The 25481-nt window shown below is 64.2% G+C and carries 24 protein-coding genes and 1 tRNA gene; 15 read left to right on the forward strand and 10 right to left on the reverse strand.

Going from position 1 to position 25481, the window contains the following annotated elements; genetic code table 11:
* The first annotated feature begins 195 nt into the window (after positions 1 to 195).
* The 3 genes from IYY11_RS11005 to IYY11_RS11015 all read left to right on the forward strand — a co-directional run bounded on the left by IYY11_RS11005 (position 196) and on the right by IYY11_RS11015 (position 3405).
* Positions 196 to 528, forward strand: a complete 333-nt coding sequence (locus tag IYY11_RS11005) for an integration host factor subunit alpha (protein WP_124737291.1) — start codon at positions 196 to 198, stop codon at positions 526 to 528.
* Positions 529 to 610: 82 nt separating this feature from the next.
* Positions 611 to 2710 carry an ABC transporter ATP-binding protein/permease gene (locus tag IYY11_RS11010; protein WP_196403899.1) on the forward strand — a complete coding sequence of 700 codons (2100 nt, stop codon included), beginning with the start codon at positions 611 to 613 and terminating at the stop codon, positions 2708 to 2710.
* Positions 2707 to 3405: an RlmE family RNA methyltransferase gene (locus IYY11_RS11015; protein WP_196403900.1), complete on the forward strand. Its 699-nt coding sequence runs from the start codon at positions 2707 to 2709 to the stop codon at positions 3403 to 3405. The genes IYY11_RS11010 and IYY11_RS11015 overlap by 4 nt, the downstream gene beginning before the upstream one ends.
* Before the next feature lie 9 nt (positions 3406 to 3414).
* Here the strand turns inward: IYY11_RS11015 and IYY11_RS11020 are convergent, their stop codons facing one another.
* From IYY11_RS11020 to map, 4 genes are all read right to left on the reverse strand, one after another.
* On the reverse strand, positions 3415 to 4437 hold the full coding sequence (locus IYY11_RS11020) for an adenosine deaminase (RefSeq protein WP_196403901.1): 1023 nt from the start codon (positions 4435 to 4437) through the stop codon (positions 3415 to 3417).
* A gap of 75 nt (positions 4438 to 4512) precedes the next feature.
* Entirely contained in the window at positions 4513 to 5901 is a 1389-nt protein-coding gene (locus tag IYY11_RS11025) for a DHA2 family efflux MFS transporter permease subunit (protein WP_196403902.1), read from the reverse strand.
* 61 nt (positions 5902 to 5962) lie between these two features.
* Complete coding sequence (gene radC, locus IYY11_RS11030) at positions 5963 to 6688, reverse strand: RadC family protein (protein WP_196403903.1); 726 nt, start codon at positions 6686 to 6688, stop codon at positions 5963 to 5965.
* The gene (map, locus tag IYY11_RS11035) at positions 6685 to 7521 is read right to left on the reverse strand and encodes a type I methionyl aminopeptidase (RefSeq protein WP_196403904.1); all 837 of its coding nucleotides are present in this window, start codon (positions 7519 to 7521) and stop codon (positions 6685 to 6687) included. The genes radC and map overlap by 4 nt, the downstream gene beginning before the upstream one ends.
* Positions 7522 to 7744: 223 nt before the next feature.
* Here map and IYY11_RS11040 point away from each other — a divergent pair, with 223 nt between their 5' ends.
* From IYY11_RS11040 to IYY11_RS11060, 5 genes are all read left to right on the forward strand, one after another.
* Positions 7745 to 8833 carry an OpgC family protein gene (locus IYY11_RS11040; protein ID WP_196403905.1) on the forward strand — a complete coding sequence of 363 codons (1089 nt, stop codon included), beginning with the start codon at positions 7745 to 7747 and terminating at the stop codon, positions 8831 to 8833.
* Between the two features lie 58 nt (positions 8834 to 8891).
* On the forward strand, positions 8892 to 9653 hold the full coding sequence (locus tag IYY11_RS11045) for a molybdopterin-binding protein (protein WP_196403906.1): 762 nt from the start codon (positions 8892 to 8894) through the stop codon (positions 9651 to 9653).
* Between the two features lie 26 nt (positions 9654 to 9679).
* A complete protein-coding gene (gpt, locus tag IYY11_RS11050; RefSeq protein ID WP_196403907.1) occupies positions 9680 to 10201 on the forward strand; it encodes a xanthine phosphoribosyltransferase in 522 nt (173 codons plus the stop codon).
* 45 nt (positions 10202 to 10246) lie between these two features.
* Positions 10247 to 10335: transfer RNA gene (locus IYY11_RS11055), tRNA-Leu, on the forward strand.
* A 114-nt stretch (positions 10336 to 10449) separates the two neighbouring features.
* A complete protein-coding gene (locus tag IYY11_RS11060; RefSeq protein ID WP_196403908.1) occupies positions 10450 to 10788 on the forward strand; it encodes a Rieske (2Fe-2S) protein in 339 nt (112 codons plus the stop codon).
* Positions 10789 to 10907: 119 nt separating this feature from the next.
* Here IYY11_RS11060 and IYY11_RS11065 read toward each other — a convergent pair whose 3' ends face one another.
* The 3 genes from IYY11_RS11065 to IYY11_RS11075 form a co-directional block, all read right to left on the reverse strand.
* The gene (locus IYY11_RS11065; protein ID WP_196403909.1) at positions 10908 to 11549 is read right to left on the reverse strand and encodes a hypothetical protein; all 642 of its coding nucleotides are present in this window, start codon (positions 11547 to 11549) and stop codon (positions 10908 to 10910) included.
* A gap of 120 nt (positions 11550 to 11669) precedes the next feature.
* Positions 11670 to 12422, reverse strand: a complete 753-nt coding sequence (locus tag IYY11_RS11070; protein ID WP_196403910.1) for a hypothetical protein — start codon at positions 12420 to 12422, stop codon at positions 11670 to 11672.
* Between the two features lie 10 nt (positions 12423 to 12432).
* Complete coding sequence (locus tag IYY11_RS11075) at positions 12433 to 12804, reverse strand: Rieske (2Fe-2S) protein (protein WP_018407047.1); 372 nt, start codon at positions 12802 to 12804, stop codon at positions 12433 to 12435.
* A gap of 164 nt (positions 12805 to 12968) precedes the next feature.
* Here IYY11_RS11075 and IYY11_RS11080 point away from each other — a divergent pair, with 164 nt between their 5' ends.
* From IYY11_RS11080 to IYY11_RS11090, 3 genes are read left to right on the forward strand one after another with little or no spacing between them, the layout of a single operon-like run.
* Positions 12969 to 13259, forward strand: a complete 291-nt coding sequence (locus tag IYY11_RS11080; RefSeq protein WP_196403911.1) for a helix-turn-helix domain-containing protein — start codon at positions 12969 to 12971, stop codon at positions 13257 to 13259.
* A 22-nt stretch (positions 13260 to 13281) separates the two neighbouring features.
* Entirely contained in the window at positions 13282 to 15255 is a 1974-nt protein-coding gene (gene shc, locus IYY11_RS11085) for a squalene--hopene cyclase (RefSeq protein WP_196403912.1), read from the forward strand.
* Positions 15256 to 15300: 45 nt separating this feature from the next.
* The gene (locus IYY11_RS11090) at positions 15301 to 16032 is read left to right on the forward strand and encodes a phosphorylase (RefSeq protein ID WP_196403913.1); all 732 of its coding nucleotides are present in this window, start codon (positions 15301 to 15303) and stop codon (positions 16030 to 16032) included.
* Here IYY11_RS11090 and hpnH read toward each other — a convergent pair.
* Positions 15973 to 17124: an adenosyl-hopene transferase HpnH gene (hpnH, locus tag IYY11_RS11095; RefSeq protein ID WP_196403914.1), complete on the reverse strand. Its 1152-nt coding sequence runs from the start codon at positions 17122 to 17124 to the stop codon at positions 15973 to 15975. The two genes, IYY11_RS11090 and hpnH, sit on opposite strands and share 60 nt — an antisense overlap.
* Before the next feature lie 324 nt (positions 17125 to 17448).
* Between hpnH and IYY11_RS11100 the strand changes: the two genes are divergently transcribed.
* Entirely contained in the window at positions 17449 to 19656 is a 2208-nt protein-coding gene (locus IYY11_RS11100) for a hypothetical protein (RefSeq protein ID WP_196403915.1), read from the forward strand.
* A gap of 70 nt (positions 19657 to 19726) precedes the next feature.
* Here the strand turns inward: IYY11_RS11100 and IYY11_RS11105 are convergent, their stop codons facing one another.
* Together IYY11_RS11105 and IYY11_RS11110 are read right to left on the reverse strand one after the other, a co-directional pair.
* On the reverse strand, positions 19727 to 20548 hold the full coding sequence (locus tag IYY11_RS11105; protein WP_196403916.1) for a hypothetical protein: 822 nt from the start codon (positions 20546 to 20548) through the stop codon (positions 19727 to 19729).
* 189 nt (positions 20549 to 20737) lie between these two features.
* The gene (locus IYY11_RS11110) at positions 20738 to 21715 is read right to left on the reverse strand and encodes a hypothetical protein (protein ID WP_018407041.1); all 978 of its coding nucleotides are present in this window, start codon (positions 21713 to 21715) and stop codon (positions 20738 to 20740) included.
* A gap of 102 nt (positions 21716 to 21817) precedes the next feature.
* Here IYY11_RS11110 and IYY11_RS11115 point away from each other — a divergent pair, with 102 nt between their 5' ends.
* The 3 genes from IYY11_RS11115 (at position 21818) to IYY11_RS11125 (ending at position 25302) form a co-directional block, all read left to right on the forward strand.
* Positions 21818 to 22747 carry a 50S ribosomal protein L11 methyltransferase gene (locus IYY11_RS11115; RefSeq protein ID WP_196403917.1) on the forward strand — a complete coding sequence of 310 codons (930 nt, stop codon included), beginning with the start codon at positions 21818 to 21820 and terminating at the stop codon, positions 22745 to 22747.
* Between the two features lie 154 nt (positions 22748 to 22901).
* Positions 22902 to 24716 (forward strand): aminopeptidase P family protein, encoded by a 1815-nt coding sequence (locus IYY11_RS11120; RefSeq protein ID WP_196403918.1) that lies wholly within the window; start codon positions 22902 to 22904, stop codon positions 24714 to 24716.
* 67 nt (positions 24717 to 24783) lie between these two features.
* Complete coding sequence (locus tag IYY11_RS11125; protein ID WP_196403919.1) at positions 24784 to 25302, forward strand: hypothetical protein; 519 nt, start codon at positions 24784 to 24786, stop codon at positions 25300 to 25302.
* Positions 25303 to 25481: the final 179 nt, after the last annotated feature.

Consider the following 25481-nt stretch of genomic DNA (forward strand, 5'->3'; position numbering starts at 1 on the left):
CTGGCCGTGGGTCAGAGTTCGATCGTTTAGTCGGGACGTAGAACCGTGATCGCCCTTGCAAATCGGTCGTTTATGCGTACTATGCGGCCACGGGCGCAGCGCCCATTTATTGCCATGTTGCGATTGCCAGAAGCTTCGAGGGGGAGTTGTGTTCAGCCCAGTCCCGACAGAACGATCATTGGGCGCTCTTTTCGTATGGTAAGGAGAACCGCTCCAGGCAGCACCTTAACGCGGGCGGCGCTGCGAGAGGCCGTCTATGGCTGCTGCCCATCGCTGTCCCGCGCCGAAGCTCGCAAGATATTGGACGCGACTTTTGACGAGATCAGCGAAGCTTTGCTGCGCGGCGAATCCGTAAAATTGCGTTCCTTCGGGACTTTTAACGTGCGCGCCAAGCGTGAGCGCATCGGCCGCAATCCCAAAACCGGCGTCGAGGCCACGATAACCTCGCGCCGTGTGCTGACCTTTAAGGCCTCGCCCGTGCTTGTCGCGCATGTCAATGGCGACGCGGTCATTCCTGAAGAGGACTGATTCCTCTATCATGGGGCGAGACGGCAATCGCCGGCGACGCGGTCGCGACGAGCCGAGCGGCTTCTCACATCCAAGGTGAAAGATGCAGAAATTGAGCGTGGCGGTCGCGATCTTCGCGGCGCTTACCGCGCTGGTCGGCGCCCATAACGGCGACTCCAGCCTATTCGTTCTCGTCGCCGCGGCGGCGCTCTGCGCCTATACGACGTGGCGCGCGACGGACATGTCGAGCTTCCTGAAAATCTTCGCCTGCATCTTTTCAACGGAGACGATCGTCTTCGGACTCATCAGCCTCGCCCAGGCGGAAGGCTTGTGGCCCGCGTCGCTGAAAGACTATGCGCCGCCCGAAACCATGCCGTTGACCGTGGCGGTGTTCTCGGTTCTCGTTTACGCGATCTCGCATATTCCCGTCGTGCGGGAGATGACGCGCATCGCCGATCTCTATTTCGATTCGCGCGAGCGTGGCGAAGGACGCGTCTGGCCGTTTCGACCCTTTGCGGCGCGAGAGCGCGCGATCGCCATGGCCATGGTGGTGGTGCTGGTGCTCCTCAATCAAGGACAGGTCGGCATCACCGTGCGCCTGTCCTTCTTCAATCGCGACTGGTTCAACGCCATTCAGGAGAAAAACGCCGTGGAGTTCTGGCGGCAGCTTCTTTACGTGTTCACGCCCTGGGCCTTCGTTTACGTCGCCTCCGTGATCATCGAATTCGTTCTGCAGTCGATGTTGATCATCCGCTGGCGCCGTTGGCTGACGGAGCACTATATCGAGCGCTGGCTCGGCGGGCATACGCATTACGGCATGGCGCTCGCCGGGAGCGGCGCCGACAATCCGGACCAGCGCATCGCCGAGGACGTCAATCGCTTCATCAGCGGCGGCGAGGAAGGCTATGGCGTCTACTCCTATTCGATCCTGCTGATCGCCACCTTGAGTTCACTCGTTTCCTTCGCCTATGTGCTGTGGGATTTGTCGGGCAATTATCCGCTGCCCGGAACTGACATTTATATTCCCGGTTTCCTGTTCTGGGTTGTGCTGCTCTATGCGTTGGTGGGAACGCTGGTGACGCATCTTATCGGCCGCTCTCTTACCGGGCTCTACTTCGATCGGCAGAGACGCGAGGCGGATTTCCGCTTTTCCCTGGCGCGAATGCGCGAATACAGCGAGCAGATCGCCCTGCTTGGCGGCGAGCCTGCCGAGCGCGGTTCACTGCTGCGGCGGTTCGCCGGCATTATCGTCAACTATCTGGCGATCGTGCAGAAGCGCAAGCAATTGATGGCGTTCACCTCCACCTACGGACAGTTGTCGCCGATCATTCCTTACGTGATCACGGCGCCCTTCTATTTCGCCGGGCGCATTACGCTCGGCGTCATGACGCAGACGGCGAGCGCCTTCGGGCGGGTGGAAAGCGCGCTGACCTTCTTCATCAACTATTACACCTCTCTCGCCAATTTTAAGTCCGTGCTCGACCGCTTGACGTCCTTTGACCACGCGATCGATACGGCCCGCCGGCAGACGTCTGCGACGCAAATTATCTCTCCGACGGACGGCGCCGATATTCGCCTGCGCGGGCTGACGCTTGCTTTGCCCGATGGACGCCAAATCGTGACGGTCGACGATCTGACGTTCGCCGCCGGCCAGCCGGCGCTGCTCACCGGCCCGTCGGGTTCCGGCAAGTCGACGCTGTTTCGCGCCATCGCCGGCATCTGGCCTTACGCTTCGGGCGAAGTGCTGACTCCTCGCGGCGCGAAGGTGATGCTCGCGCCGCAGCGGCCCTACATTCCCATGGGCGCGCTGGCCGAAGCGATCGTCTATCCGGGCCACGTCGACGACTACTCGCGCGCTGAAGTGCAGGAGGCGCTGCGCGCGGCGCGGCTTGCGCCTTTCCTGGAGCGCCTCGACGAGGAAAACAACTGGGGTCAGCGGCTTTCAGGCGGCGAGCAACAGCGCGTCGCGATCGCCCGCGCGCTTCTCGCCAAGCCGGATTGGCTTTTCCTCGACGAAGCCACGTCGGCCCTCGACGAGCAACTCGAAGAAGACATCTACGCCATGCTGCGCGAGCGGCTGCCCGGCACGACGATCGTCTCGATCGGACACCGGTCGACTCTGCACGCCTTCCACGATCGAGACATCGTCATGGAGCCGGCGCCCGGCGGCGTCTTCAGCCCGCGCGACAAGGTGCACGCGTGACGAAAGAGTCGGGACGCGAAGGCGGGCGATCGCTCAAGACGCGGGTAAAGACCGCGCGCAAGCGGTCGCTCTCCTCGACGCTCTGGCTGGAACGCCAGCTCAATGATCCTTATGTCGCGCGCGCCAAGCGCGAGGGCTATCGCTCGCGCGCCGCCTATAAGCTCATCGAGATGGATGATCGCTATCATCTCTTTAAGCCGGGCGACCGCATCGTCGATCTTGGCGCCGCGCCCGGCGGCTGGTCACAGGTCGCCGCCGCGCATGTGAAGGCGAAAGAGGGCAAGGGCAAAGTCGTCGCGGTCGATCTGCTCGACATGGAGCCGGTCGACGGCGTCGACTTCGCGGTGAAGGATTTCAACGATCCCGATGCGCCGGAATTCATCAAGACCATGCTCGGCGGCGCCGCCGATGGCGTGATGTCGGACATGGCCGCGAACGCCACTGGCCACAGGGCGACCGATCATCTGCGCATCGTGGCTCTCGCCGAGATTGCCGCTGATTTCGCTTGCGACGTGCTCGCGGAAGGCGGCTTCTTCATCGCCAAGGTGCTGCAGGGCGGAACCGAAGGCCAGCTGCTCACGCGGCTCAAGCGCGATTTCGCGACGGTGCGGCACGTCAAGCCGGCGGCGAGCCGCGCCGGTTCGGCCGAACTCTATGTGCTGGCGACAGGCTTTCGCGGGCGACACGGCGACTAGGCGATGCGCTTAAGCGCCACGCGCTTGCGCATAGGCGTCGACCTCGGCGATTCTCTCTTGCTTTTCGTCGTCAGAAAGAAATGACGCCGAGAAACTGTTTTTCGCGAGCTGCGTCAGTTCGGCTGTTCCTAATGCGAAAGCCTGCTGGATCGCGCAGTAGTTCTCGTTCACATAGCCGCCGAAATAGGCCGGATCGTCGGAATTGACGGTCACGACGACGCCTGCTTCGAAGAGCCGCTGAATCGGATGCGCGCGCATATCGGGATAGACGCAGAGGCGTATATTCGACAGCGGACAGACGGTCAGCGGAACCCGCTCCCGCGCGAGCCGCTGAACCAGGGCCGCGTCATCGATCGCGTGAACGCCGTGATCGATGCGCTCGACCTTTAAGCGATCCAGAGCTTCGGCGACATAGGCGGCGGGTCCTTCTTCGCCCGCATGGGCCACGGCGCGCAGGCCGAGCGAACGGGCGCGCTCATAGACCTCCGTGAACTTGCCCGGCGGATTTCCGGTTTCTGCGGAATCCAGTCCGACCCCGGCAATGCGATCGAGCCAGGGGCGCGCCGCTTCGAGCGTGGCCATGGCGTCCGCCGCGTCGAGATCGCGCAGAAAGCACATGATGAGTCGCGACGTCGGCCCGCCCTCGCGCGCGGCGTCGTTCAGGGCTGCGCTCAATCCTTCCACGACTGCGCCCAAGGGAACGCCGCGACGCATATGCGCCTGCGGATCGAAAAAGATTTCGGCGTGGCGAACGTTTTCCTCGCGGGCGCGGTCGAGATACGCGTGCGCGAGATCGTAGAAGTCTCGCTCGGTCAAAAGCGCCTGCGTCGCCTGATAATAGAGATCGAGAAAGTCCGCGAGGTTTTGGAAATCGTATAAGCGGCGCATCGCCTCGACCGAAGCGTAGGGGAGCTTGACGCCATTGCGCTCGGCGAGCGCGAAAGCCATCTCGGGTTCCAGCGTCCCCTCGATATGAAGGTGAAGCTCCGCCTTCGGGAGCCCGGCGATGAAGTCTTGGGCTGCGTTCGACATAACGTCCTCGTTTCAGTCGATCTGGCGCGCGCGATCCTCGTCGACAAGAGCTCTTCCCCGTCGATCCCCGCGAGATTACACGCGTTTTCGGCGGCCGGTCAGATCGTCGCCCGCATTGGGCGCGAGCGGCAGGAAGCTCATCACCGAAAACATCGAGATCAACGCCACGACAAGGAAGGCTGGCGTGAAATCCGCCGCCTGCAGCGCGCCGCCGCCGCGCAGCGCGCGCGTCGCCTCCAGCGCCGCCGCGCCAATCGCGACGCCCGTCGACAGCGACAATTGCTGCGCGACGGAGGCGAAACTCGTCGCGCGGCTCATGGCGTCCTGATCAACGTCGGCATAGGCGATGGCGTTGAGCGCCGTAAACTCGAGCGAGCGGAAGAAGCCGCCGACCAGCAGCGCGCCCATGATGACCAAATGCGGCGTCGTCGCCGAGAAACTGGCGTTGAAGGCGAGAAAGCCGGCGGAGATAAGCGCATTGACGATCAGCACCCGCCGAAAGCTGAAAATTCGCAGGATCGGCTGCGCCGTCGTTTTCATCGCCATCGCGCCCGCCGCTGAAACGAAGGTCAGAAGTCCCGCTTCATAGGCGGAGAGTCCGAAGCCCGCTTGCAGCAATAGCGGCAGCAGGAAAGGCGTGGCGCCGAGTCCGATGCGAAACACAAAGCCGCCGAAGACCGCCGCGCGGAACGTCGGGATTTTCAAGAGATCGAGGTCGACGATCGGATAGGGCGTGCGTTTGGCGTGGCGCGTATAAGCGAAGAGCGCCCCTGCCCCGAGCGCGACGATCAAAACCACGACCGGCGCCGGCGCGAAGCCGCGCCCCGCGATCGTGAAGCCAAAGACGAGGCAAGAGAGGCCGACGCCTGAAAGGATTGCGCCAGCGATATCGAGCGGCGGCGTCCATTCCTCGCGCATGTCTGGAATAAAGCGCGTGACGAGCATGACGCCGAGCGCGCCGATCGGCACATTGACCCAGAAGATGTAGCGCCAGTGAAAATACGTCGCGATGAAGCCGCCGATCGGCGGGCCGATCATTGGGCCCATGAGCGCCGGGATGGTCAGATAGGCCATGGCGCGCACAAGTTCGTGGCGCGGCGCGGTGCGCAGCAGCACGAGGCGTCCGACCGGCGTCATCATCGCGCCGCCGAGGCCTTGCACGATCCGGAACGTCACGATCGCGCCGAGCGAATTGGACAGGCCGCAGAGAATGGAGCCGAAGGTGAAGACGATGATCGCGGCGCGAAAGACCCGCCGCGCGCCAAAGCGATCCGCCGCCCAACCCGAAAGCGGAATAAAGACCGCGAGCGACAGGAGATAGGACGTCAGAGCGAGTTTCAGCGCCACGGGATCTTCATGAAGATCCGCCGCCATCGCCGGCAGCGCCGTGGCGAGCACGGTGCCGTCGAGCTGCTCCATGAAGAGCGCCGTGGCGATAATCAGCGGCGTGACGAAATAGGACAATGCGCTCAGCCCGCTTTTGAAAGTGTCGCGTCAAGCCTGACGCCTGTGCACGGACGTCGCCTCAAATGAGCTTCAGCCCTCTGAAGCTGGCATGGCCGTGACGGCCGACGATGAGGTGGTCGTGGATCGTGATGCCGAACGGCTGCGCGATGGCGGCGATGTCCTTCGTCATGCGGATGTCCGCGGCCGACGGCGTCGGATCTCCGGAAGGATGGTTATGCGCCAGGATGAGCGCGCTCGCGCCGAGCTCCAGCGCACGTCTGACGATTTCGCGCGGATAGACCGGCGTATGGTCGATGGTGCCGACGCCTTGGACTTCGTCGGCGATCAGCGCGTTGCGCTTATCGAGAAACAGGATGCGGAACTCCTCCCGCTCGGCGAAGGCCATCGCCGTTCGGCAATAGTCGAGCACCTCCATGAAGGAAGAGAGCACCGGACGTCGTTGCAAGGCGCCGCGCGCCAGGCGTTTCGCCGCAGCCTCGATAAGCTTGATTTCGACGATCGCCGCCTCGCTGAGACCGTCGATTTCGCGAAGCCTCTCCGGCCGCGCCGCGACGGTCTCGGCGAAGGAGCCAAAGCGGGCGATCAAGGCCTTGGCCAGCGGTTTGACGTCGCGCCGCGCGATCGCGCGAAACAACAGCAGCTCCAGCATCTCGTAATCGGCAAGCGCCGCTTCGCCTGCATCCATGAAGCGATCGCGCAGACGCTGTCGGTGACCGTGGAAGTGAGGCGCAGAATCGCGCAGGCCTGAGCCGTCGCTGGATGCGGCGTCAGCCGCCTTCTTCATGCGTCGGGGCGCGCGGCAGAGGGATTGTCGAGCCCCGCCGGCGATTTGGTGAAGACTTCCGCGCCCGTCTCGGTGACGCCGATGGAATGTTCAAACTGCGCGGAAAGTGAGCGGTCGCGGGTGACGGCCGTCCAGCCGTCCGACAATATTTTCACCTGCGAACGGCCGAGATTGATCATCGGCTCAATGGTGAAGAACATGCCCGGCCGCAACTCGACGCCCTCGCCCTTGACGCCATAGTGCAAAATATTGGGCTCATCGTGGAATACGCGCCCGAGCCCGTGGCCGCAAAAATCGCGCACGACCGAACAGCGCTCGCTTTCGGCATAGTGCTGAATCGCCGCGCCGATGTCGCCGGTCGTCGCGCCAGGCTTGACGGCGGCGACGCCCCGCTCAAGCGCCTCATAGGTCACGTCGATCAGCCGCTGCGCCCGCCGCGGAATTTCGCCGACGGCGAACATGCGGCTGGCGTCGCCGTGCCAGCCGTCGACGATAAACGTCACGTCGATATTGACGATGTCGCCTTCGCGCAAAGGCTTGCTGTCCGGCACGCCATGGCAGACGACATGGTTGATCGAGGTGCAGATCGATTTGCGGTAGCCGCGATAGTCGAGCGGCGCGGGATAGGCGTCATGCGCCATGGCGAAGTCGAAAACCAGATCGTCAAGCGCCTGGGTCGTCACGCCCGGCTGGACATGCGCGACCAACATGTCCAGCGCCTCCGCCGTCAACTTGCCCGCGACGCGCATGCCCTCGAAATCTTGGGGACCGTGCAGCTTGATCTGTCCGCTTTTGCGCGCGGCGGGCGCTAGATGAGATTCGATAAAGGTCATGTAACGCGGCGGCTCGGCTGACTTAGGCGAAGGATGTGTTGGACAAGGTAATGGTTTGAGGCGGCAACGCAAGGCTGCGGCGGCGTGTCGCCTGCGATTCCCCTGAACAGCGGGAGCGCGGTCTTGGCGGGGCGGCCGAGATTCCGTATCAGAAGAGGCATGTGGCTTGCTAATGCGGATTGCTACTGTGGCGCGGCGCAGCACAGAAGGGCGTGAAAAGCGCGTGCAGGGAAAACGAGTCGAGGGAATAGATTTCTGGCGTGGCGCGGCCCTCGCGATCATCCTGGTGAACCACATTCCAGGCAATGTGCTTGGCGCAATCACGCCGCGCAATTTCGGCTTCTCTGACGCAGCGGAAGGATTTGTCTTTCTTTCAGGCGTGTCGATCGCCCTGGCCTATGGCGAGAAATTCAGGCGCAATGTCATCGACGCGGCGGCGTCGCTCAGCGCCCGCGCTTTGCGCCTTTATGGCGCCCATCTCGCTCTGACCGCGACGGCGTTGGCGCTCTATGGCGTCGCAACCTATTTCACGCCCTGGGATTTCCTGGGGTCGGACAACAGCCGCGCCGCGCCCTTCGCCGATCCGACGCGGGGCGTCGCCGGCATTCTCGCGCTCAGTCACCAGGTCGCCTATTTCAACATCTTGCCGCTCTATATCGTCCTGGTTGCGCTTGCGCCGGCGTTCTTGGCCTTCGCTTTGCGCGGCAGGCTGCGCATGCTTGCCGCCTCGGCTTTGCTTTACGCGGCCGCGCGCCTGCTGGGGTTCAACGTTCCCACCTGGCCGGAGCCCGGCTACTGGTATTTCAATCCCTTCGCCTGGCAATTCATGTTCGCCCTGGGGATCTACTGCGGCGGCGCGCTCAAAACGCGGGGGGTGCCTTATCACGCCGTCGCCTATCACTTCGCGCTCGCCTTCACCATCCTTTCGTCGCTCATCGTCTCCAATGGGTTTGGCTTGGCGCCCGGGCTTGTCGACGCCGCTGGAGGCTATCTCGACTGGGACAAGACGGACCTTGGCGTCGTCCGAATCGTCGATTTCGTCGCCCTCGCTTATGTGCTTCATTTCTCGAAGATCACCGCATTACTGAGCCAAACGCGGCTTTTTCCGTTCTTCACCCTGCTGGGTCGCAATGGCCTCTCGACCTTTTCATGCGTCAGCCTGCTGAGCGCGCTCGGGCAGATTTTGCAGGAGGCAAGCCTCGCTTCGCCGGCCCTCGACATCGTCTTCGTTGCGGCCTGCCTGGGTCTGCTGCACCGCATCGCCGCCGCCGTCGAGCAATTTACCCTGGTCGCGCCCGCCGCTGCGGAATGAGCGCCAGGGCTGGCGTTCACGGCCGCCATGGTCATAATCGGCGACAGGGAGGCCGGTAATGGCGCAAGAAACGGCGGGAGACAGGCCGGCAAGCGCGGCGGTTCTGGTGATCGGCGACGAAATCTTGTCCGGCCGCACGCAGGACGTGAACACCCGTTATATCGCGAATTATCTGGCGCAGATCGGCGTCGATCTGCGCGAGGCGCGAATCGTGCCCGACGAGACGGAGGCGATCGTCGAGGCGCTGAACGCGCTGCGCGCCCGCTACACCTATGTCTTCACGACCGGCGGGATTGGTCCCACCCACGACGACATCACCGCCGATGCGGTCGCCCGCGCCTTTGACGTCGACATCGGCGAGGATCCGCGCGCCATAGCGCTTCTTCGGGAACGCTTTTCGGAAGGCGAGCTGAATCCGGCGCGCCGGCGGATGGCGCGCATTCCAAAAGGCGCGGAGCTGATTTTCAACGCCATTTCCAAGGCGCCGGGATTCTGGATCGGCAATGTCATCGTCATGGCCGGCGTGCCGACGATCATGCAGAATATGATGGACGTCGTCGGCCCGCGGCTCGCGGCCGGCCCGCCGGTGCTCGTCGAGACGGTCGACGCTTACGGCGTCCCGGAGGGCGCCTACGCCGCAGGACTGGAAGCGATCGCGCGCGGCCATGACGGCGTGAGCGTTGGCTCCTATCCGTCCTTTACGAGCGCCGGATTCAGGAATCAGATTGTGCTGCGCAGTCGCGACGCGGCGCTCTTGGCCCGCGCGACGGCGGCGGCGCGCGCGATGATCGCCTCGCTATCGACGGAAAAGGCGCGCTGACGGCGTGATCGGGAGGCTTGAAGCTGATGTACGGGTCCGACAAGATCTTTCCGGTCTCCTGGGACATTTTTCACCGCGACGCGCGCGCGCTCGCCTGGCGTCTCGCTTCTATCGGCGGATTCTCGGCGATTGTGGCGGTGACGCGCGGCGGTCTGGTGCCCGCGGCGATCGTGGCGCGCGAGCTCGGCATAAGGGTCATCGAAACGATCTGCGTCGCGAGCTATCACGAGGAAACGGAGCGCGGCGAGATCCAGGTGCTCAAGCCTCTGACCGACACGATTCTCGCGCGGCCAAGCTCCGAAGTGCTCATCATCGACGATCTCGTCGACACCGGCGCCACGGCGAAAGCCGTGCGGGACACGCTGGCGAATGCGCATTTCGCCACTGTCTACGCCAAGCCGCAGGGCCTGCCGATGGTCGATACCTTCGTCACCGAAGTCTCGCAGGACACCTGGATCTTCTTCCCCTGGGACACGGGCCTGTCGTTTCAGGCGCCGATCGGCACGCCCGACGCCAAGCCCGAGGGCCGGCGACGACGGCGCGTATAATCCGCTTGGCGGCGTCGGGTCAGCGCCCCTATAAACGAGCGCTCCGCGGGCGTGGCGAAACTGGTAGACGCAACGGACTTAAAATCCGTAGGGCCGAAAGGCCTGTGCCGGTTCGATTCCGGCCGCCCGCACCAGAAAAATGCTTATGCGATCGTCGCCCTTTCGCCTCGCGCGTCGCCGAGTCGCAGGGTTTCGCTGGTCCGTAACTTGCTATCGCCTGTCTATGTTGATTCTTTAAGGCGATCACGATGGCGTTCACCGCGATCTGTAACACCGGCTCCGTGAGCGAAGGCGGCATGGGCCTCTTTCACGCCGGCAAAAAGAGCGTGCTCCTGGTCTGGCCGACCGGCGGCGAACTCAAGGCCTATCGCGGGCGCTGTCCGCATGCCGACATGCCGTTGAGCGAAGCGACCTTCAACGGCCAGACCGTCATTTGTCCGCACCACCAATGGGGGTTCGACAGCACAAGCGGCAAATGCGTGACGCATCTCGTCCGCAATACGCTCCACCCCTATGCGCTGCGAGTCGAGGGCGACGAGATTCAGGTCGATGTCGGACCGGTCAAGCCCGCGCGCACGCCGGCGTAAACTTCAGTCGCACGCATTAACTCTCGATGGCGCTTCTGTCGTCTATAGATGCAGGAGTGCGTTGAGATCATATGCGCGCTGAGGGCGGGCGCACTTTGCGCCCTGCCCGCACGTCGCACTCACGCAGCCTTCTTTTGCAGCTCGGCGATATAGGCCGTCGCTTTTTCAACGAGCGCGCCGATTCGCTTCTGCACGACCGGCAGATTGTCCTTCGCCTTGAGAAGGGCCGGCCGCAGCTCGCTGACGGCCTTTGTCGTCAGCGGATGCGTCTTCAGCTTCGTCCACTCGGCGCGCAGATCGAGAGTCGCAAGCCAGGCGAGCGTTTTCTCGGTCAGCGGATGCGCCTTCATCGCCTCGACCTTGGCCTGAAGATCGATCGTCGAAAGATAGGCCAGCGCCGCCTTCGAACTTTCCTCGGCATGCTTGCGCGCGACGGGGAGAAATTCGACGAATTTCACGGCGCCGCGCTTCGTCTCGCGCAGGGCGATCTCCGTCAGAACATTGGCCTTCAGCAGGGCGTAGAGTCTGGCGTTCAGCTTGCGCAGCTCGCCTTCGAGCCGCAGGATCGTAAACTCCTGCTGCCTGAGCTGGTTGACGGCGCCCTCATGCAGCGAATTGACGCGCTGCAGCTCCGTCCTGACGCGCTGCACCTCAGCCTCGAGCTGATTCACATGATCCCTGATGGAGTCGACCATCGGGAACGAAAACTTGCCGGCCTCGAGGTCGGCCAGTGCGCGTTCGCCTTCCGTGTTCGTAGCCATGCTTACTCCTCTCGCTCCGTTCAAATGACCATCGGCGGCCGATGGTTAAGACTTCGTTTCGCCCGGCGAAAACATCGGCAGTTTTTACAATGGCGCATCGTCGCGGCGCCATGGCGCGGCCTACACCCGCCGCGAAAGCGAACGCAGGAACCCCTGCATCTCGTCCGTGAGATCGGTCTCGATCGCCGGGGCCATCTTCAGCAGCATATTGGCGATGAAGGCCTGATCGTTGCGCGTCTCGGCGAGGCATTCCTGCAACTCCGGCACGCTATCCTCGATATGGGCCATGAAGGCGACGCCCTTTTCCAGCGTTTCCGTCCATTTGGCGCGCGTCCACAACGCCAGCGGATAGACGATCTCGTTCACGAAATTCGATTTGCGCGCCTTTTCGAAGAAGCGCAGGCCGGCGTTCCAGTTTTCGCGCGCGCGCATGGGCGGCGGCGGGATGTCGCCCGCGAGCATTTTCTGCGCGGCCTGCCCGACATGATCTTCGAGGCTCATCGGCGAGGCGATGGGCGAACGGAAACTCCACAGCGCCGTCGACCCTGGATACTCCTGGCCGAGTTGCTCGGTGAGCGCCGCGTCGACCTTTTCAACGGCGGCCTTGTCGCCTTTCAGCGCCGCCGCCATGCAAAAGGCGAAGAGCGCGTCTCCCCCGTAATTCACCGCCGCCGCGCCTTTGATCTGCTGCGGCGCCAGCTTCGGCGTCGCGCCGTCGGCGGGGACCTCGACGTCACCCGCGCGCAGCGCCGTGATGAAACTCGTGATCTCGAGCCACGGCACATAATTCGCGATGAAAGCGTCGGGGTCGACGTGCACGATCGCGAGATTGAGCGGTTGCTTACGCTTCTGCAGTTCCGCCATATCGGTCATAGAGCGCCTTTCATTCTTCGGCGAGCAGCACGCCGGTGAGGCAGACGTCGCCCTCGTCGACGACGAGTTTGATCGGCGTCAGCCGTTGGCCCTGACAGGGGCCGATGAAGCAGTGGCCGGTGTCGATGTCGAACTGCGCATGATGTCTGCCGCATTCGAGAAAATTGCCTTCCTCGTCCATGAACTGGCCGGGATTGACGTCGAGCCGCTCGCCTTCATGCGGGCAGGCGTTCTCGAAGCCATAGAAGTTGTTGCCCTTGCGCGTGATCAGGATCGGATAAGGGGCGGCGTCGCCGCTCGCCTCGGCGCGCATCAGGACGAATCCCGTCGCCTCGGAGTCCTCGATCTCGTCTGTCCGACAAATCACATAGAGTTCGTCCATCGGCTCACCTTTCGGACAAAGTCGCACGCCGCACCGGCGCAAGGCGCCCTTGCCCGTTCCTGTAGCAATCGACGAGCCAGACGCGACTTGACGATATAGTCATTTCACTATAGCTGACGCAGATCGGCGCGAAATGGGCGTCAACCACATTTCCCGAACCCGAAATGACCGAAGACTCTCCCGCCGCCAAGCCGGCGCCCGACGACAACCTCCTCAAGGCGCAGCTCGTTCGCAAGATCGAAGCGCTGCTCAAGGAGCGCGGGTTGAAACAGGTGCAAGCCGCGAAGCTCTTCGGCGTGAAGCAGCCCGACGTGTCGAAGCTGCTGCACGGCGATTTCCGGCAGTTTTCGCTGGAAAGGCTGATGCGTTTTCTCGTCGCACTGGGGCAGGACGTCGAGATCGTCGTGAAGCCGCATCATGAGTCGGCGAAGTCCGCGACGCTCAGCGTCGCGTGACCGCACATACAAAGGGATTGCAATGAACGCCGCCGCGCGTATTGACGCCAATTTCGCCGCCGTTTCCACCGAGGCGCTGGAGACGAGCATTCAGAACGCCAAGCGCGCGCTGCTGTCGCTTGGCAAGGGCGATGGACATTTCTGCTTCGAGCTCGAAGCCGACACCAGCCTCTCGGCTGAATATGTGCTGATGCGCCATTTCCGCGCCGAGCCGGTCGACGCCGAACTCGAGCGCAAGATCGCCGTTTATCTGCGCCGCTGTCAGGGCGATCACGGCGGCTGGCCGCTCTATCAAGACGGGCCTTTCCACATCAGCTCCAGCGTGAAAGCGTATTTCGCGCTCAAGATGATCGGCGACGACGTCGACGCGCCGCATATGGCGCGCGCGCGCGCGGCGATCCTCGCCTATGGCGGCGCCGCCAAGAGCAATGTGTTCACGCGTTCTCTGCTGGCGCTTTACGGCGAAATTCCATGGCGCGGCGTGCCGGTGATGCCGGTCGAAATCATGCTGCTGCCGAAGTGGTTTCCCTTCCACCTCGACAAGATTTCCTATTGGGGCCGCACCGTTCTCGTGCCGATGCTGGTGCTGATGACGAAAAAGCCGCGCGCGAAGAACCCGAGGAACATCCACATCGCCGAACTCTTCACGACGCCGCCGGAAGAGGTGAAGGTGTGGCCCAGGGGCGAACACCAGACCTGGCCGTGGGCGAATATTTTCGGGCAGATCGACAAGCTGCTGCGTTTGCTTGAGCCGCACATGCCCAGCGGCCCGCGCGAGCGCTCGATCGAACTTGCCATGAACTGGACGACCGAGCGCCTCAATGGCGTCGACGGACTGGGCGGCATCTTTCCGTCGATCGTCAACAGCCTGCTGATGTATGACGTGCTCGGCGTGCCGGACGCCGACGCGCGTAAGAAGCAGGCGCGCGAGGCGATTGAACGGCTGCTCGTCGTGCACGACGCGGAAGTCTACTGCCAGCCCTGCGTTTCGCCGGTGTGGGACACTTGTCTGACGGCGCACACGCTGCTTGAGACGGGCGACGAAGACGCGCGCGAACAGGCGCGCCAGGCCTGCGAATGGCTCGCGCCCTTACAGGTGCTCGACGTCAATGGCGACTGGGCGGCGCAGCGGCCGCACGTTCGGCCCGGCGGCTGGGCCTTCCAATACGCCAACGCCTATTATCCGGACGTCGACGACACGGCCGTCGTCGTGACGGCGATGGATCGCCTCACGGCGAATGACGCGTCGCGTCCCTATGACGAACGCATCGCCCGCGCCAAGGAGTGGATCATCGGCATGCAGTCGAAGAACGGCGGCTGGGGCGCCTTCGACGCCGACAACACATGCCATTATCTGAATCACATCCCCTTCGCCGATCACGGCGCGCTGCTCGATCCGCCGACGGCGGACGTCTCCGCGCGCTGCGTGTCCATGCTGGCGCAGCTCGGCGATACGATCGACTCGAGCGAATGTCTCAAGCGCGGCGTCGACTATCTGCTCAAAGAGCAGGAAAAGGACGGCAGCTGGTTCGGCCGCTGGGGCGCGAATTACATCTACGGCACCTGGTCGACTCTGTGCGCGCTCAACGCCGTCGGCCTGCCGCATGACCATGACGCTTACCGTCGCGCCGTCGCCTGGCTCGTCGCGATCCAGAACGAAGATGGCGGCTGGGGCGAAGACCTCGCGAGCTACAAGCTCGAGTACAAGGGCTATGAAAAATCCCCATCGACCTCTTCGCAAACCGCCTGGGCGCTGCTCGGGCTGATGGCGGCGGGCGACGTCGACCATCCGGCGGTCGCGCGGGGTATCGCCTATCTGCAATCGACGCAGAACGACGCCGGCCTGTGGAATGAGGCGCGATTCACCGCGACGGGTTTTCCGCGCGTCTTCTATCTGCGCTATCATGGCTATGGAAAATTTTTCCCGCTCTGGGCGCTCGCGCGCTATCGCAATCTGAGGCGCGTCAACAGCAAGCGCGTGCAGGTCGGGCTCTAAAAGCATTCCTTCAATGAAGCTGATACGGCCTCGGCCGGGGGAGCAATGGCGCGCGCGACTGGCCGTAGAAAGACCGCCGAACTAAGCGCCCTCGCGCCGATTCTCGTCATCGTCGGCATGAAGCGCGAAGCCGCCTGCGCCGCCGGCGAAGGCGTCACGACGCTGTGCAGCGGCGCGAATGTCGGGCGCCTGCGGCAGGCGCTCGAACAGCTTGGCGGCACTGATTTTTCCGCCGTCGTCAGCTTCGGACTCGCGGGCGGACTCGATTACGCGCTGCGGCCGGGCCATGTGGTCGTGGCCGACGCCATTGTCGGCGGAGTCGCGCGGCGTGACACCCATTCGCGTCTCTCGTCCGTGCTGATGAAAGGCGCCGCGGCCGCCGGCTGCAAGGTTACGCCGGGGGCGATCATCGGCGTCGACGAGCCAGCGATGAACCCGGGCGCCAAGGCGGCGCTGCGTGAAGGCGCGCAAGCTGTCGCGGTCGACATGGAATCGCATCTTGCCGAAGAATTCGCGCGGCGGCGCGACATTCCTTTCGTCGCGCTGCGCGCGATCAGCGATCCGGCGGCGCGCGCGCTGCCGCCGCTCGTCGCCAAAGCGCTGACGCCTGAAGGCGACATTCACGCCCTCGGCGTCGCCCGCGAGCTGATCCGCGGGCCGCATCAACTTGGCGGCATGATTCGGGCGGGCCTCGACTCCCGCGCCGCCTTCGTCTCGCTAAGCCGCTGTGGACCGTTGCTCGGCCCGCTGCTGCGCCTCGTGCTCGCGGATCTCTGAGAGCCTGGCGATATTTTCGTCATAGACATATTCGGCCGGGCGCTGGTTCTCGAGCGAGACGTCAGGCGCCATCGGCCCCTCGGTGCGCACCCCAAAGAGCGCGACGGCGGCCGCCCGCCAGGGCCGGCGAACCGAATCGGCGACGGCGGTCGCCTCAAAGCCGGAGTGCACCATGCAGTCGGCGCATTTCTCGTAATTGCCGACGCCGTAGGCGTCCCAATCGGTCTCCTCCATCAGCTGCTTGAAGGTCGGCACATAGCCCTCGCCGAGCAGATAGCAGGGACGCTGCCAGCCAAACACCGTGCGCAGCGGCATCCCCCAGGGGGTGCAGCGATAGCTCACATTGCCGGCCAGGAAATTCATGAACAGCGTCGACTGGGTGAGTCCCCAAGCTTTCCCGCCCCGGCCGCGACGCAGAATGGCGCGGAACAATTCCTTGGTGCGGGTGCGATTGAGGAAGTGAGTCTGATCCGGCGCCCGCTCATAAGCGTAACCCGGCGAAAGCGTCATCCCGTCGACGCCGAGCGCCGTCGTCGCGTCGAGGAATTTCGCGACGCGCTCGGGATCGGCGTCGGAAAAGAAGGTGCTGTTGGTGGTGACGCGGAAGCCCTTGGACTTGGCGAGTTTGAGCGCCTCGACGGCGCGCTCGTAGACCCCGTCCTGGCAGACCGCGCGGTCGTGCATCTCCTTGTCGCCATCGAGATGGATCGACCAGGTGAAATAGGGGCTCGGCTTGAAGTGGTCGATTTTCTTGGCGAGCAGCAGCGCATTGGTGCAGACGATCGCGAATTTACGCCGCGCGACGATGCCTTCGACGATCTGAGGGAGGTCTTTGTGCAGAAGCGGCTCGCCGCCAGCGACCACCACCACCGGCGCGCCACATTCGTCCACCGAGCGCAGCGCGTCCTCGACCGAAAGCCGCTTGTTGAGGATATGATCGGGGTAATCGATCTTGCCGCAGCCGGCGCAGGCCAGATTGCAGCGGAACAGCGGCTCCATCATGAGCACGAGCGGATAGCGCCGCACGCCCAAGAGGTGCTGCTTGACGAGATACGCGCCAATTTTTGCGATATAGCGGAACGGAATGGCCACGGCTGACCCCTTGATGACTTGACGGGTTCAAGGCCCGTCAGCGCGAGTCGCGGCCGAACGGCCCAGCCGCAGACAATAATCTCGCCGTCTAGCACGAATCATTCGGGAAGGGGAAGCGGGGGCGCCGCGCCGCACCACCAGGTCCGATAAGCGGCGCGCATCCGCCGGGAGCGCCGCCGACGCGCTGCGCCGCAGCGGCGGTCCGCCCTTGCGCCGAGGCGCAAATCCGTCTCAATTCGCCGGCAACGTCACCAACCCGACATTGCTTTTCAAGGGAGCGGACATGCGCAGCCGGCTGGTTCCAGCGTCGAGAGCGTCCGCGCGATGACCGTCTCCGCGCAGCAGGCGCGCGTCGTCGACGCCTCGGCCCCGCAGCGGCGCTTCGGTCTTTTCGACGCTCTGATTTCGCCGCTGTCGCGCTTGTGGAGCGGCGATCTCAACCTCGGCCGTGTCGGGATGGCCGCCGCCCTGCCCGTTCTGGGCTGGGTCTTCTACACAACCTCGTCCGGCATGATCGACATCATGCAGCGGGAGCCCGGAGACGTGATCGGGATCGCGGGCACGCTGATCGCGACGACCGCCGTCCTCACCATGCTCGCCTCAACATCCTGGTCGCTGGGCGTCGATCTTGCGGCGCTGATCGCGCGGCGGCGCATGGCTCGCGAACGCATGATCATCAAGACCGGCGTGACGGCGCTGGTCTTCGCCTTCGTCTTCTCGATCTCCGCCTTTTTTTCATTCACCTATTACTACAACAACATCTTCAAGCTCTCCTCGCGCAAGATCGTCGCCGAGCTGCAGCCGATGGAGCTTGCGACGGAAGTCCTGCTGCCGGCGACGAAGGACATCGCCGCCGCTTATGAAGCGGCGTCGGCGCGCATCGCCGCGGCGCCCAGCTACAAGGCCTATCTCGATTCGATCGACGGCCTTATCAACACCGCTCGGCAGGCCGGGCCGGCCCTGCGCGACGCCATTCGCAAGCGACAGGAGGCGCAGCAGGCGGTGATCGCGCAGGCCGCGAGCCAGGCCGCGCTGGAAATGGAAAGCGCGCAGGCGGCGATGCGTCAGCTCGAGGATGCGCGACGCGACATCGAGGCGCTTGAGCGCAGCATCGCCGAGCTCGACGTCATCATCAAAGCGAAGCAGGACGAGATGACGTCGATGGCCGCCGCGGCGCGTCAGGAAGAACAGCTCGCCGTCGACGCCGCGCACGGGCTCGATGGGCTGGGCGCAACCTGCGGCCCCAATTGCCGCGCGCATCAGGAGAAGGCCGCGGAAGCGATGCGACGCGTGTCGGCGCTCAGGCAGACGCTCGCCGGCCCCGCCAACGAACGCGCCAACGCGGTGAAGCGGCGCGACGGGCTCAACGCCCAGACGATCACGCTCAAACAGAAGGCCGAGACCGCGAGCGCCGCTTCCGGCCGGCCGATGCCGAAGGGCGAAGCCGCGCTCGATCTTGACGCGACGTTGCGCGATCTCGCCGCGCTGCGCGACCAGCTGCGCCTAGAGCCGACATGGCGCGCCGTGCGCGAAGCGAAGCCCCTATGCGAACCGATTCTCGCGGCGGCGCGGCAATCCAATGCGTTGCCGGGAAGCGTGCCGCGCGATTTCACCTGCGAACCGCAGGGGGAGGCGCGCGATCTGCTCTCGGCGCGCGACGACACGATCGCGGCGCGCGCGGCCTTTGATAAAAAATGCGGGCTGGAAGCCGGGCTGCGCGACGAACTCTCAGTGATTGTCGCCAAGATCCGCTCGGCGCCGCCGTCTGACAGGGGCGCCGCGGCAAACGGCTTCAACGACGCCAAAACCCTCGTCGACGCTTGCGTCGTCTCCGGCAAGGCGGCTGGGCTGACAGACGACGAGGTGCGCGAGCTTTTGAAAAAAAGCGACGCTTATCTGCGCACGCACAGTTCCGAGCGCAATAAATTCGAACTGGCGCGCGAAGCCTTCTGGAGCTTCACCCCCGATTCGACGATGGCGATCGGCGTCGCGATGGCGCAGGACGCATTTCTGTTCATCATGAAATTTCTGTCGGAGATTTTCAAACGCGGCTATGAGGCGCGCGAGCGGCGTCAGTTCGCCGCGCCGATCGATCTTTCCGACGACGAGGAGCAGCCGGTCGACATCCGTGCGATGAAAGCGGTGCTGCGCGCGGCGCGGCCCGTTCACGGCGACATGAGCGAGATCGACCCTGACGCCGAAGCAATGGCGGCGCTGCCGCCCAATGTGCGCGACAATATCATGGCCATCCTCAATCGGCTCGTGCGCGACGAAATCGCTCACGTCGACCGCAAGGGGGCCTATCTCGTCGACAATATCACCGTCGGGCAGATTGAGGCGCGGCTGTTCGCGGCGCTGAAGCCGCGCGCCGCCCGCGCTCTGCATTACGCCGCCGACGGCGTCCTCGCCAGCGGCCCCCGCGCCTATTACGCGGACGCCGGCGCCGCAAACCTGCCGCGGAGGCGCTCCGGCGCGCTCGAGCGCTATCTGATCTCTGAACCGAGCCCGATGGACAGGCGCGCGCCCGGTTAGAGCAGGTTCTGAAAAAGTAGAGAGACTTTTTCGATGAGAACCTGCTCCAACATTTTGCTTTTGAGCTAGTTCAGGCGGCGACGGGAGTTGCGCGCGCGGCCGCGCGTAGCGACGGAAGGTAGCGCAGGCAAAGACCCTGCGGCGCGTGAAGCAGACCGGAAACGACGCTGATCTCGCGCCAGCGCGGATAGCTCGACGGCAAAAACTGCAGCGCGAGGCCGACAGCGCCGAGAAACTCGGTTTCACTCGCAAAATCGTCCGCGCCAAAGGTCAGCGTCGCGTCTTTGCCCGTTTCGGCGCCCCGCGCCAGAAATTCGAGCGTCGGCGTCGCCCAATGGGTCGCTTTCAGCGCATCCTCGAGCGCGCTCCAGACATCCCGCGGATCGATGAAGCGAACGAGGTAACGCGCCGGCGCGGCGTTGTAGCGCGTCGCCTCGTCTTCGGTCACGAGATCCGGTCGCGCGTCGAGTTCGGAGTCCGCCATGGCGAGCAGCGCCGCCGGATGTTGGCGCCAGTCCGCCGCGCTCACGCTCCAGACGGCGCTCTGCTGATAGAGGCGTCCGTGGCCGCTTTCGCCGTCTTCAGGCCGGAAGCGGGCACGCAGAAAAATCGCGCGCCGAGAATTGGGCTCCGGGGCGACCCGCGCGATGAAGGAGCCGCGTCGTCGAGACGCAGGATCGACAAGGTCAGGCTCGAAGCGGCGAAGCGCCATCAGACGCGGCGGCGAAAGCAGCCGGTCGTCGGCCGGCTGCAGATTGCAGCTGCGCAAGGTCACGCCATAGCCCGCAGTCGCCGGCACGCGCAGCGTCGCGCCAAAAGCGAGCTTCCCATAATGCAGCCGCTCGAGAGAGATCTCGGCCGTTTCGTCGCCATTCGGCGCAGCTATGCGCATCGCGCGTCCTTTCGCGCGGGAAATCCGCCCGATCACCCTATGCCCAGAGCCTTAAGCAAGAATTGACGAAAATTCGCTTTAGAGCAGGTCCCGAAAAAGTTGAGAGACTTTTTCGATGAGGACCTGCTCCAATATTTTGATTTGAGCGATTCCTCATCGATCACATGATTCCTGTGACCGGGCAGCGCTTCAGGCGATCTCCTCGATGCGCGCGTCGAGCTGCGCATAGGAGAAGGTGAAGGCGCTGTCGAGGCCAAGCGCGGCGTAGAGAAACGGCTCGGCGGTGAGAAACGGCCGCCAATATTCATTATAGGCGCGGGCGCCTTCGAGGCCCGCGCGACGAAAGCGGCGCTCGCCTGGCTGATGCGGATCGATGTTAGGATTCTGGAAGCGCTTGACGAAGCCATAGGCCGAGCAAACCGTGAAGCGCACCGACGCGCCGCCGTTCGGCGCCTCCAGAGCCCGCAGCCGATCCAGCCACTGCGCCGCGCGCAGCGATTTGCGCAAGGCGTGCAGCGCCACCGCCGGATCGCAGGCATAGGTGAAGGCGCTCGGCCCGAGGCGCGCGAACAAGCGCTCATATTGGGAGAAAACGACGACGAGCCGCTTGAGCTTTTTCTCAGGCGCCAGCGCCAATCGGTCGATGAGGCGCGCGAGATTGCCCGACCAGCCGGAATCCTCGAGCCGCACCAGCGGCAGCACGATCACGATCGCGTCCGCCTCAAGCATCTGCCTGGCGAGCTTGGCTTTGACGTCGTTGAGGATCGCGACTTCGGCGCCGTCCGGCGGCACGGCGATCTCGCCCGCCGAGTCGATGATCTCCAGAAGCCAGGGACCCCGTAGCACCGCCGCCGGCGGGGCTTCGCCGTTGACCGTCAGGCGGAAGCGATACTCGTAGGTGTCGAGCGTGTCGGTGGCGAGGCCGCCCTCGGCGAATTCGCGCCGCAGCCGCTCATAGTCGCCCTGTTCGACCGACAGCAGATTGGCTTTCTTCGGCTCGGCGCTCTCGGCGAAATATTCCGCCTCGGTGATGGGCTGCAGCGCGGGGCGCAGGCGCGGCGAATAGCCAAAGGCGCTTTGCGCGACGCAGTCGACGAGCGAGGCGAGCAGCGACGACTTGCCGCCCTTCTTCGGGCCGATCAGACAAATCGACAGTCTTTCGGTCATTCACGCCTTCAACTCGTTGGAACCAGCCTCTAGCGCGACAATACAGGCGGCTGGCGCCCAGCGAAAGGTGACGCGCGCGCCCCGGCCGTGGTAAGCGCGCGCATGCTTGAAGGCCTTCCCCCCAATAACGCCAGCCACATGCTGCGCCTCGATTGCGACGAAAAGCGCGCCCGCGCCGTCGCCGACCTCATCGTCGAAACCTTCGAGCCGACAGAGACCGCCGCCGCCGCCTTCGAGGTGGATGACGGCCCCCAATGGTCCGTCGAGGTCTATTTCGCGGGGGCGCCTGACGAAGCGCAGATCCGCGCCCTGATCGAGGCCGCCGCCGACGCCGAAACGGCGCGGGCGGCGCGCTTTTCGACTGTCGCCGAACAGGACTGGGTAGAAAATGCTCTTGCCGGATTGGCCCCGGTCCGCGCCGGCCGGGTGCTGGTGCATGGCGCGCATGATCGGGGCCGGCGGCGCGCGAACGACATCGGCGTCGAGATCGAGGCGGCGCTCGCTTTCGGCACCGGCCATCACGGCACGACGCTGGGTTGCCTCAAGGCGCTCGAAAGAATCGCCAAGCGTCGGCGCCCACGCCGCATTCTAGATGTCGGAACCGGCACCGGCGTTCTGGCGATCGCCGCCGCGCGGCTCTTTCACCAGCGCGTCGCCTGCGGCGATATCGATCCCGTCGCCGTGGCGACAGCCTCGGCCAACGCAAGCGCCAATGGCGCCGGCGCCGACGTTCGCCCGGTCGTCGCGACCGGGCTTCGCCACGCGTCGCTGCAAGGCCAATATGACCTGATCTTCGCCAACATCCTGGCGAAGCCTCTGCGCCTGCTTGCGCCAGAGATCGCCCGCGCCGCGACGATTGACGCGGAGCTGGTGCTTTCGGGACTGCTGGCGCGCGACGTGCGCGGCGTGCTCGACGCCTATCGCGCCCAAGGGTTTTTCCTGGCCGAGCGGGACGACATCGACGGCTGGGCGACTCTGGCGCTGAGACGCGGCGGAGCGTCCAGCGCCCCCTCCCGGTCCCTCCCCCGCTAAAGCGGGAGAGGGGACGCTAACGACGCAGGTTGTGCGGTTCTTCGCCGAAACCCGAACCGGACTCCCTCTCCCGCGAAGCGGAGGAGGGTTGGGGAGGGGGAAAGCGGATGCGCGAAGCATTGCCATGCGGGAAGCGCGCGACTAGCTTTGCTCCATGTTCGAAGCAAAATTCCAGACATTCGTCGACGACGCCATGCGCGGCGACAGCGCGGCGCGACTCAGGGCGCTGCGCACTGAGTTGAAACGTCAAGGACTCGACGGCTTTCTCGTTCCGCGCGCCGACGTCCATCAAAACGAATATGTGCCCAGATGCGCCGAGCGCCTCGCCTGGCTCACCGGCTTCACCGGGTCGGCCGGCTTCGCCGTCGTGCTGGAGAAGGAGGCTGCGCTCTTCGTCGACGGCCGCTATGTCATTCAGGTGCGCGGCGAGATCGATGCGAAACTTTTCAAGCCGCTCGACATCGCCGAAACGACTCCAGCCGCCTGGCTCAGCGAACATGCGCGCGAAGGCGCCCGCATCGGCTATGACCCCTGGGTGCACACCAGCCCGCAGATCGAACGCTTCGGGAAAATTCTCGCGGAAAAGAAGATCGAACTCGTTCCGCTCGACGCCAATCCGATCGATGCGCTTTGGACCGATCGCCCGGCCGAGCCGACAGGCGCGGTGGTGATTCATCCGGCGCGTTACGCCGGCGAGAGCGCCAGCGCCAAGATCAAGAAGCTGCGCGCCGCGCTGAAGGATGCCGACGCGGCGTTGATGTCCGATCCGCATGCGATCTGCTGGGCGTTCAACATTCGCGGCGCCGATGTCGCGCATACGCCGATCCCGCTGTGCTTCGCGCTGCTGCCCAAGGACGGCGCGCCTGCGCTCTACGTCGACGATGCGAAGCTCGCGCCGAAGGTGCGCGCCGCGCTTGAAAAATTTCTGACGCTGAAGACGCCTGAAAGCCTCGTCGAGGATCTCGTGCAGGCCGGCAAGCGCGGCGCGACCATTCTCTTCGATTCCGCGACGGCGCCGGCGAAACTCGTCGAAACCTTGCGCGCGGCGGGCGGCAGGCCGCGTCTCGCCGACGATCCGGCGACGCTGCCAAAAGCGATCAAGAATGAAAGGGAGCTTGAAGGCGCGCGCGAAGCTCATATCCGCGACGGCGCGGCGCTGACGCGATTCCTCGCCTGGTTCTCCGAAGCCGCGCCGAAGGGCCGGCTCACCGAAATCTCCGCGGCGGAAGCGCTCGAGACCTTCCGCCGCGAAAACGGCGACCTGCGCGACATTTCCTTCCCGACGATCTCGGCTTTCGGCGAACATGCGGCGATCCCCCATTATCGAGTGACGGAAACGAGCAATCTCAAGATCGGTCGCGGCGTCTATCTCGTCGATTCCGGCGCGCAATATCTCGACGGCACGACCGACGTGACGCGCACCGTCGTCGTCGGTCCGGCGTCGAAACAGTTGCGCGAACATTACAGCCGCGTGCTCAAGGGCCATATCGCCATCGCCCGCGCCGTCTTTCCCAAGGGCGTCTCGGGCGCGCAGCTGGACGCTTTCGCGCGGCGCGCGCTGTGGGAGGCGGGGCTCGACTTCGATCACGGCACTGGACATGGCGTCGGCGCTTACCTCTCGGTGCATGAAGGGCCGCAACGCATCTCGAAACTCGGGACGACGCCGTTGCAGCCGGGCATGATCCTCTCGAACGAGCCCGGCTATTACCGCGCCGGCGCATATGGAATCAGGCTTGAAAATCTCGTCATCGTCGAAAAGCGCGAGATCAAAGGCGCGGAACGCGAGATGTATGGTTTCGAGACCATCACGCTTGCGCCTTTCGATTTGAATTGCGTCGAGCCGAAATTGCTGTCGCCGGAAGAAATCATCTGGCTGAACGCCTATCACGCCCGGGTGCGGAAAATCCTATCGCCGCTTGTGGACGCGAAGACACGCAAATGGCTGCGAGAGGCGACGACGTCAGTATGAACAATCTCGAAACGGATGACGTTGATCTGTTGATCCTCAGAACTCCGCTCGCTCGGAGGAAATTGTCATGAGCACTGGCGCAGAATCGACTGCGAACGAACCCATCGCTGCATTGGCCGGCGAGGCCTTCGCGAAAGCCGTCACGACGCTGGCGCGCGGACGCATGCTGACGCCCTTCGGGGTGGCGCGGTCCGACGACGGCGTCGATCAGCCGCAGCAATTCGTCGTGAGCGAGGCCGGCAGGATCGATATCGCCGAAAGCGTCGAGGCCGCGCTGCAATGGCTGGAGGACGAAGCGCCAAACGCCGACGTCTGCATGATCATCCTCGACGGTTATTTCAGCAGTGATGACGGCCGCATCGACGCGGTGGTCGGCCGCGCGCTGTCGCTGAAGCGACAGTTGATGGTCGAGATCGCGCTGCCTTACGAGAGCGCCGAAGACGAGGAAGGTCTCGAGTTCTCGGACCCGCAATATCGCTTTTCCGGCGTCGCCGAAGACGGCGTGGAGATCGAAACGGTCGACGTCGACGCCGACGCCTTCGACGCGGTGTTTCGCAGCGCGTTCGCCAAACACGCGCCGGCCTAGAGCAGGAGAACCTGCCCGGACGTTTTGAGCGGTTCTTATCGATCACATGACTCCATGTGATCGGGAAGCGCTCTAGCAGCGTCACCGAATCATCACATAAACGTCACGCAACCTCTACCCCAACGTCACCGAAACGCAGCCTCCGCGTCGCGAAACCGCAGCGTCCGTCGCGTAGCCTT

Origin of the sequence: Methylocystis sp. H62 (assembly GCF_015709515.1) — a bacterium.
Classification (GTDB): domain Bacteria; phylum Pseudomonadota; class Alphaproteobacteria; order Rhizobiales; family Beijerinckiaceae; genus Methylocystis.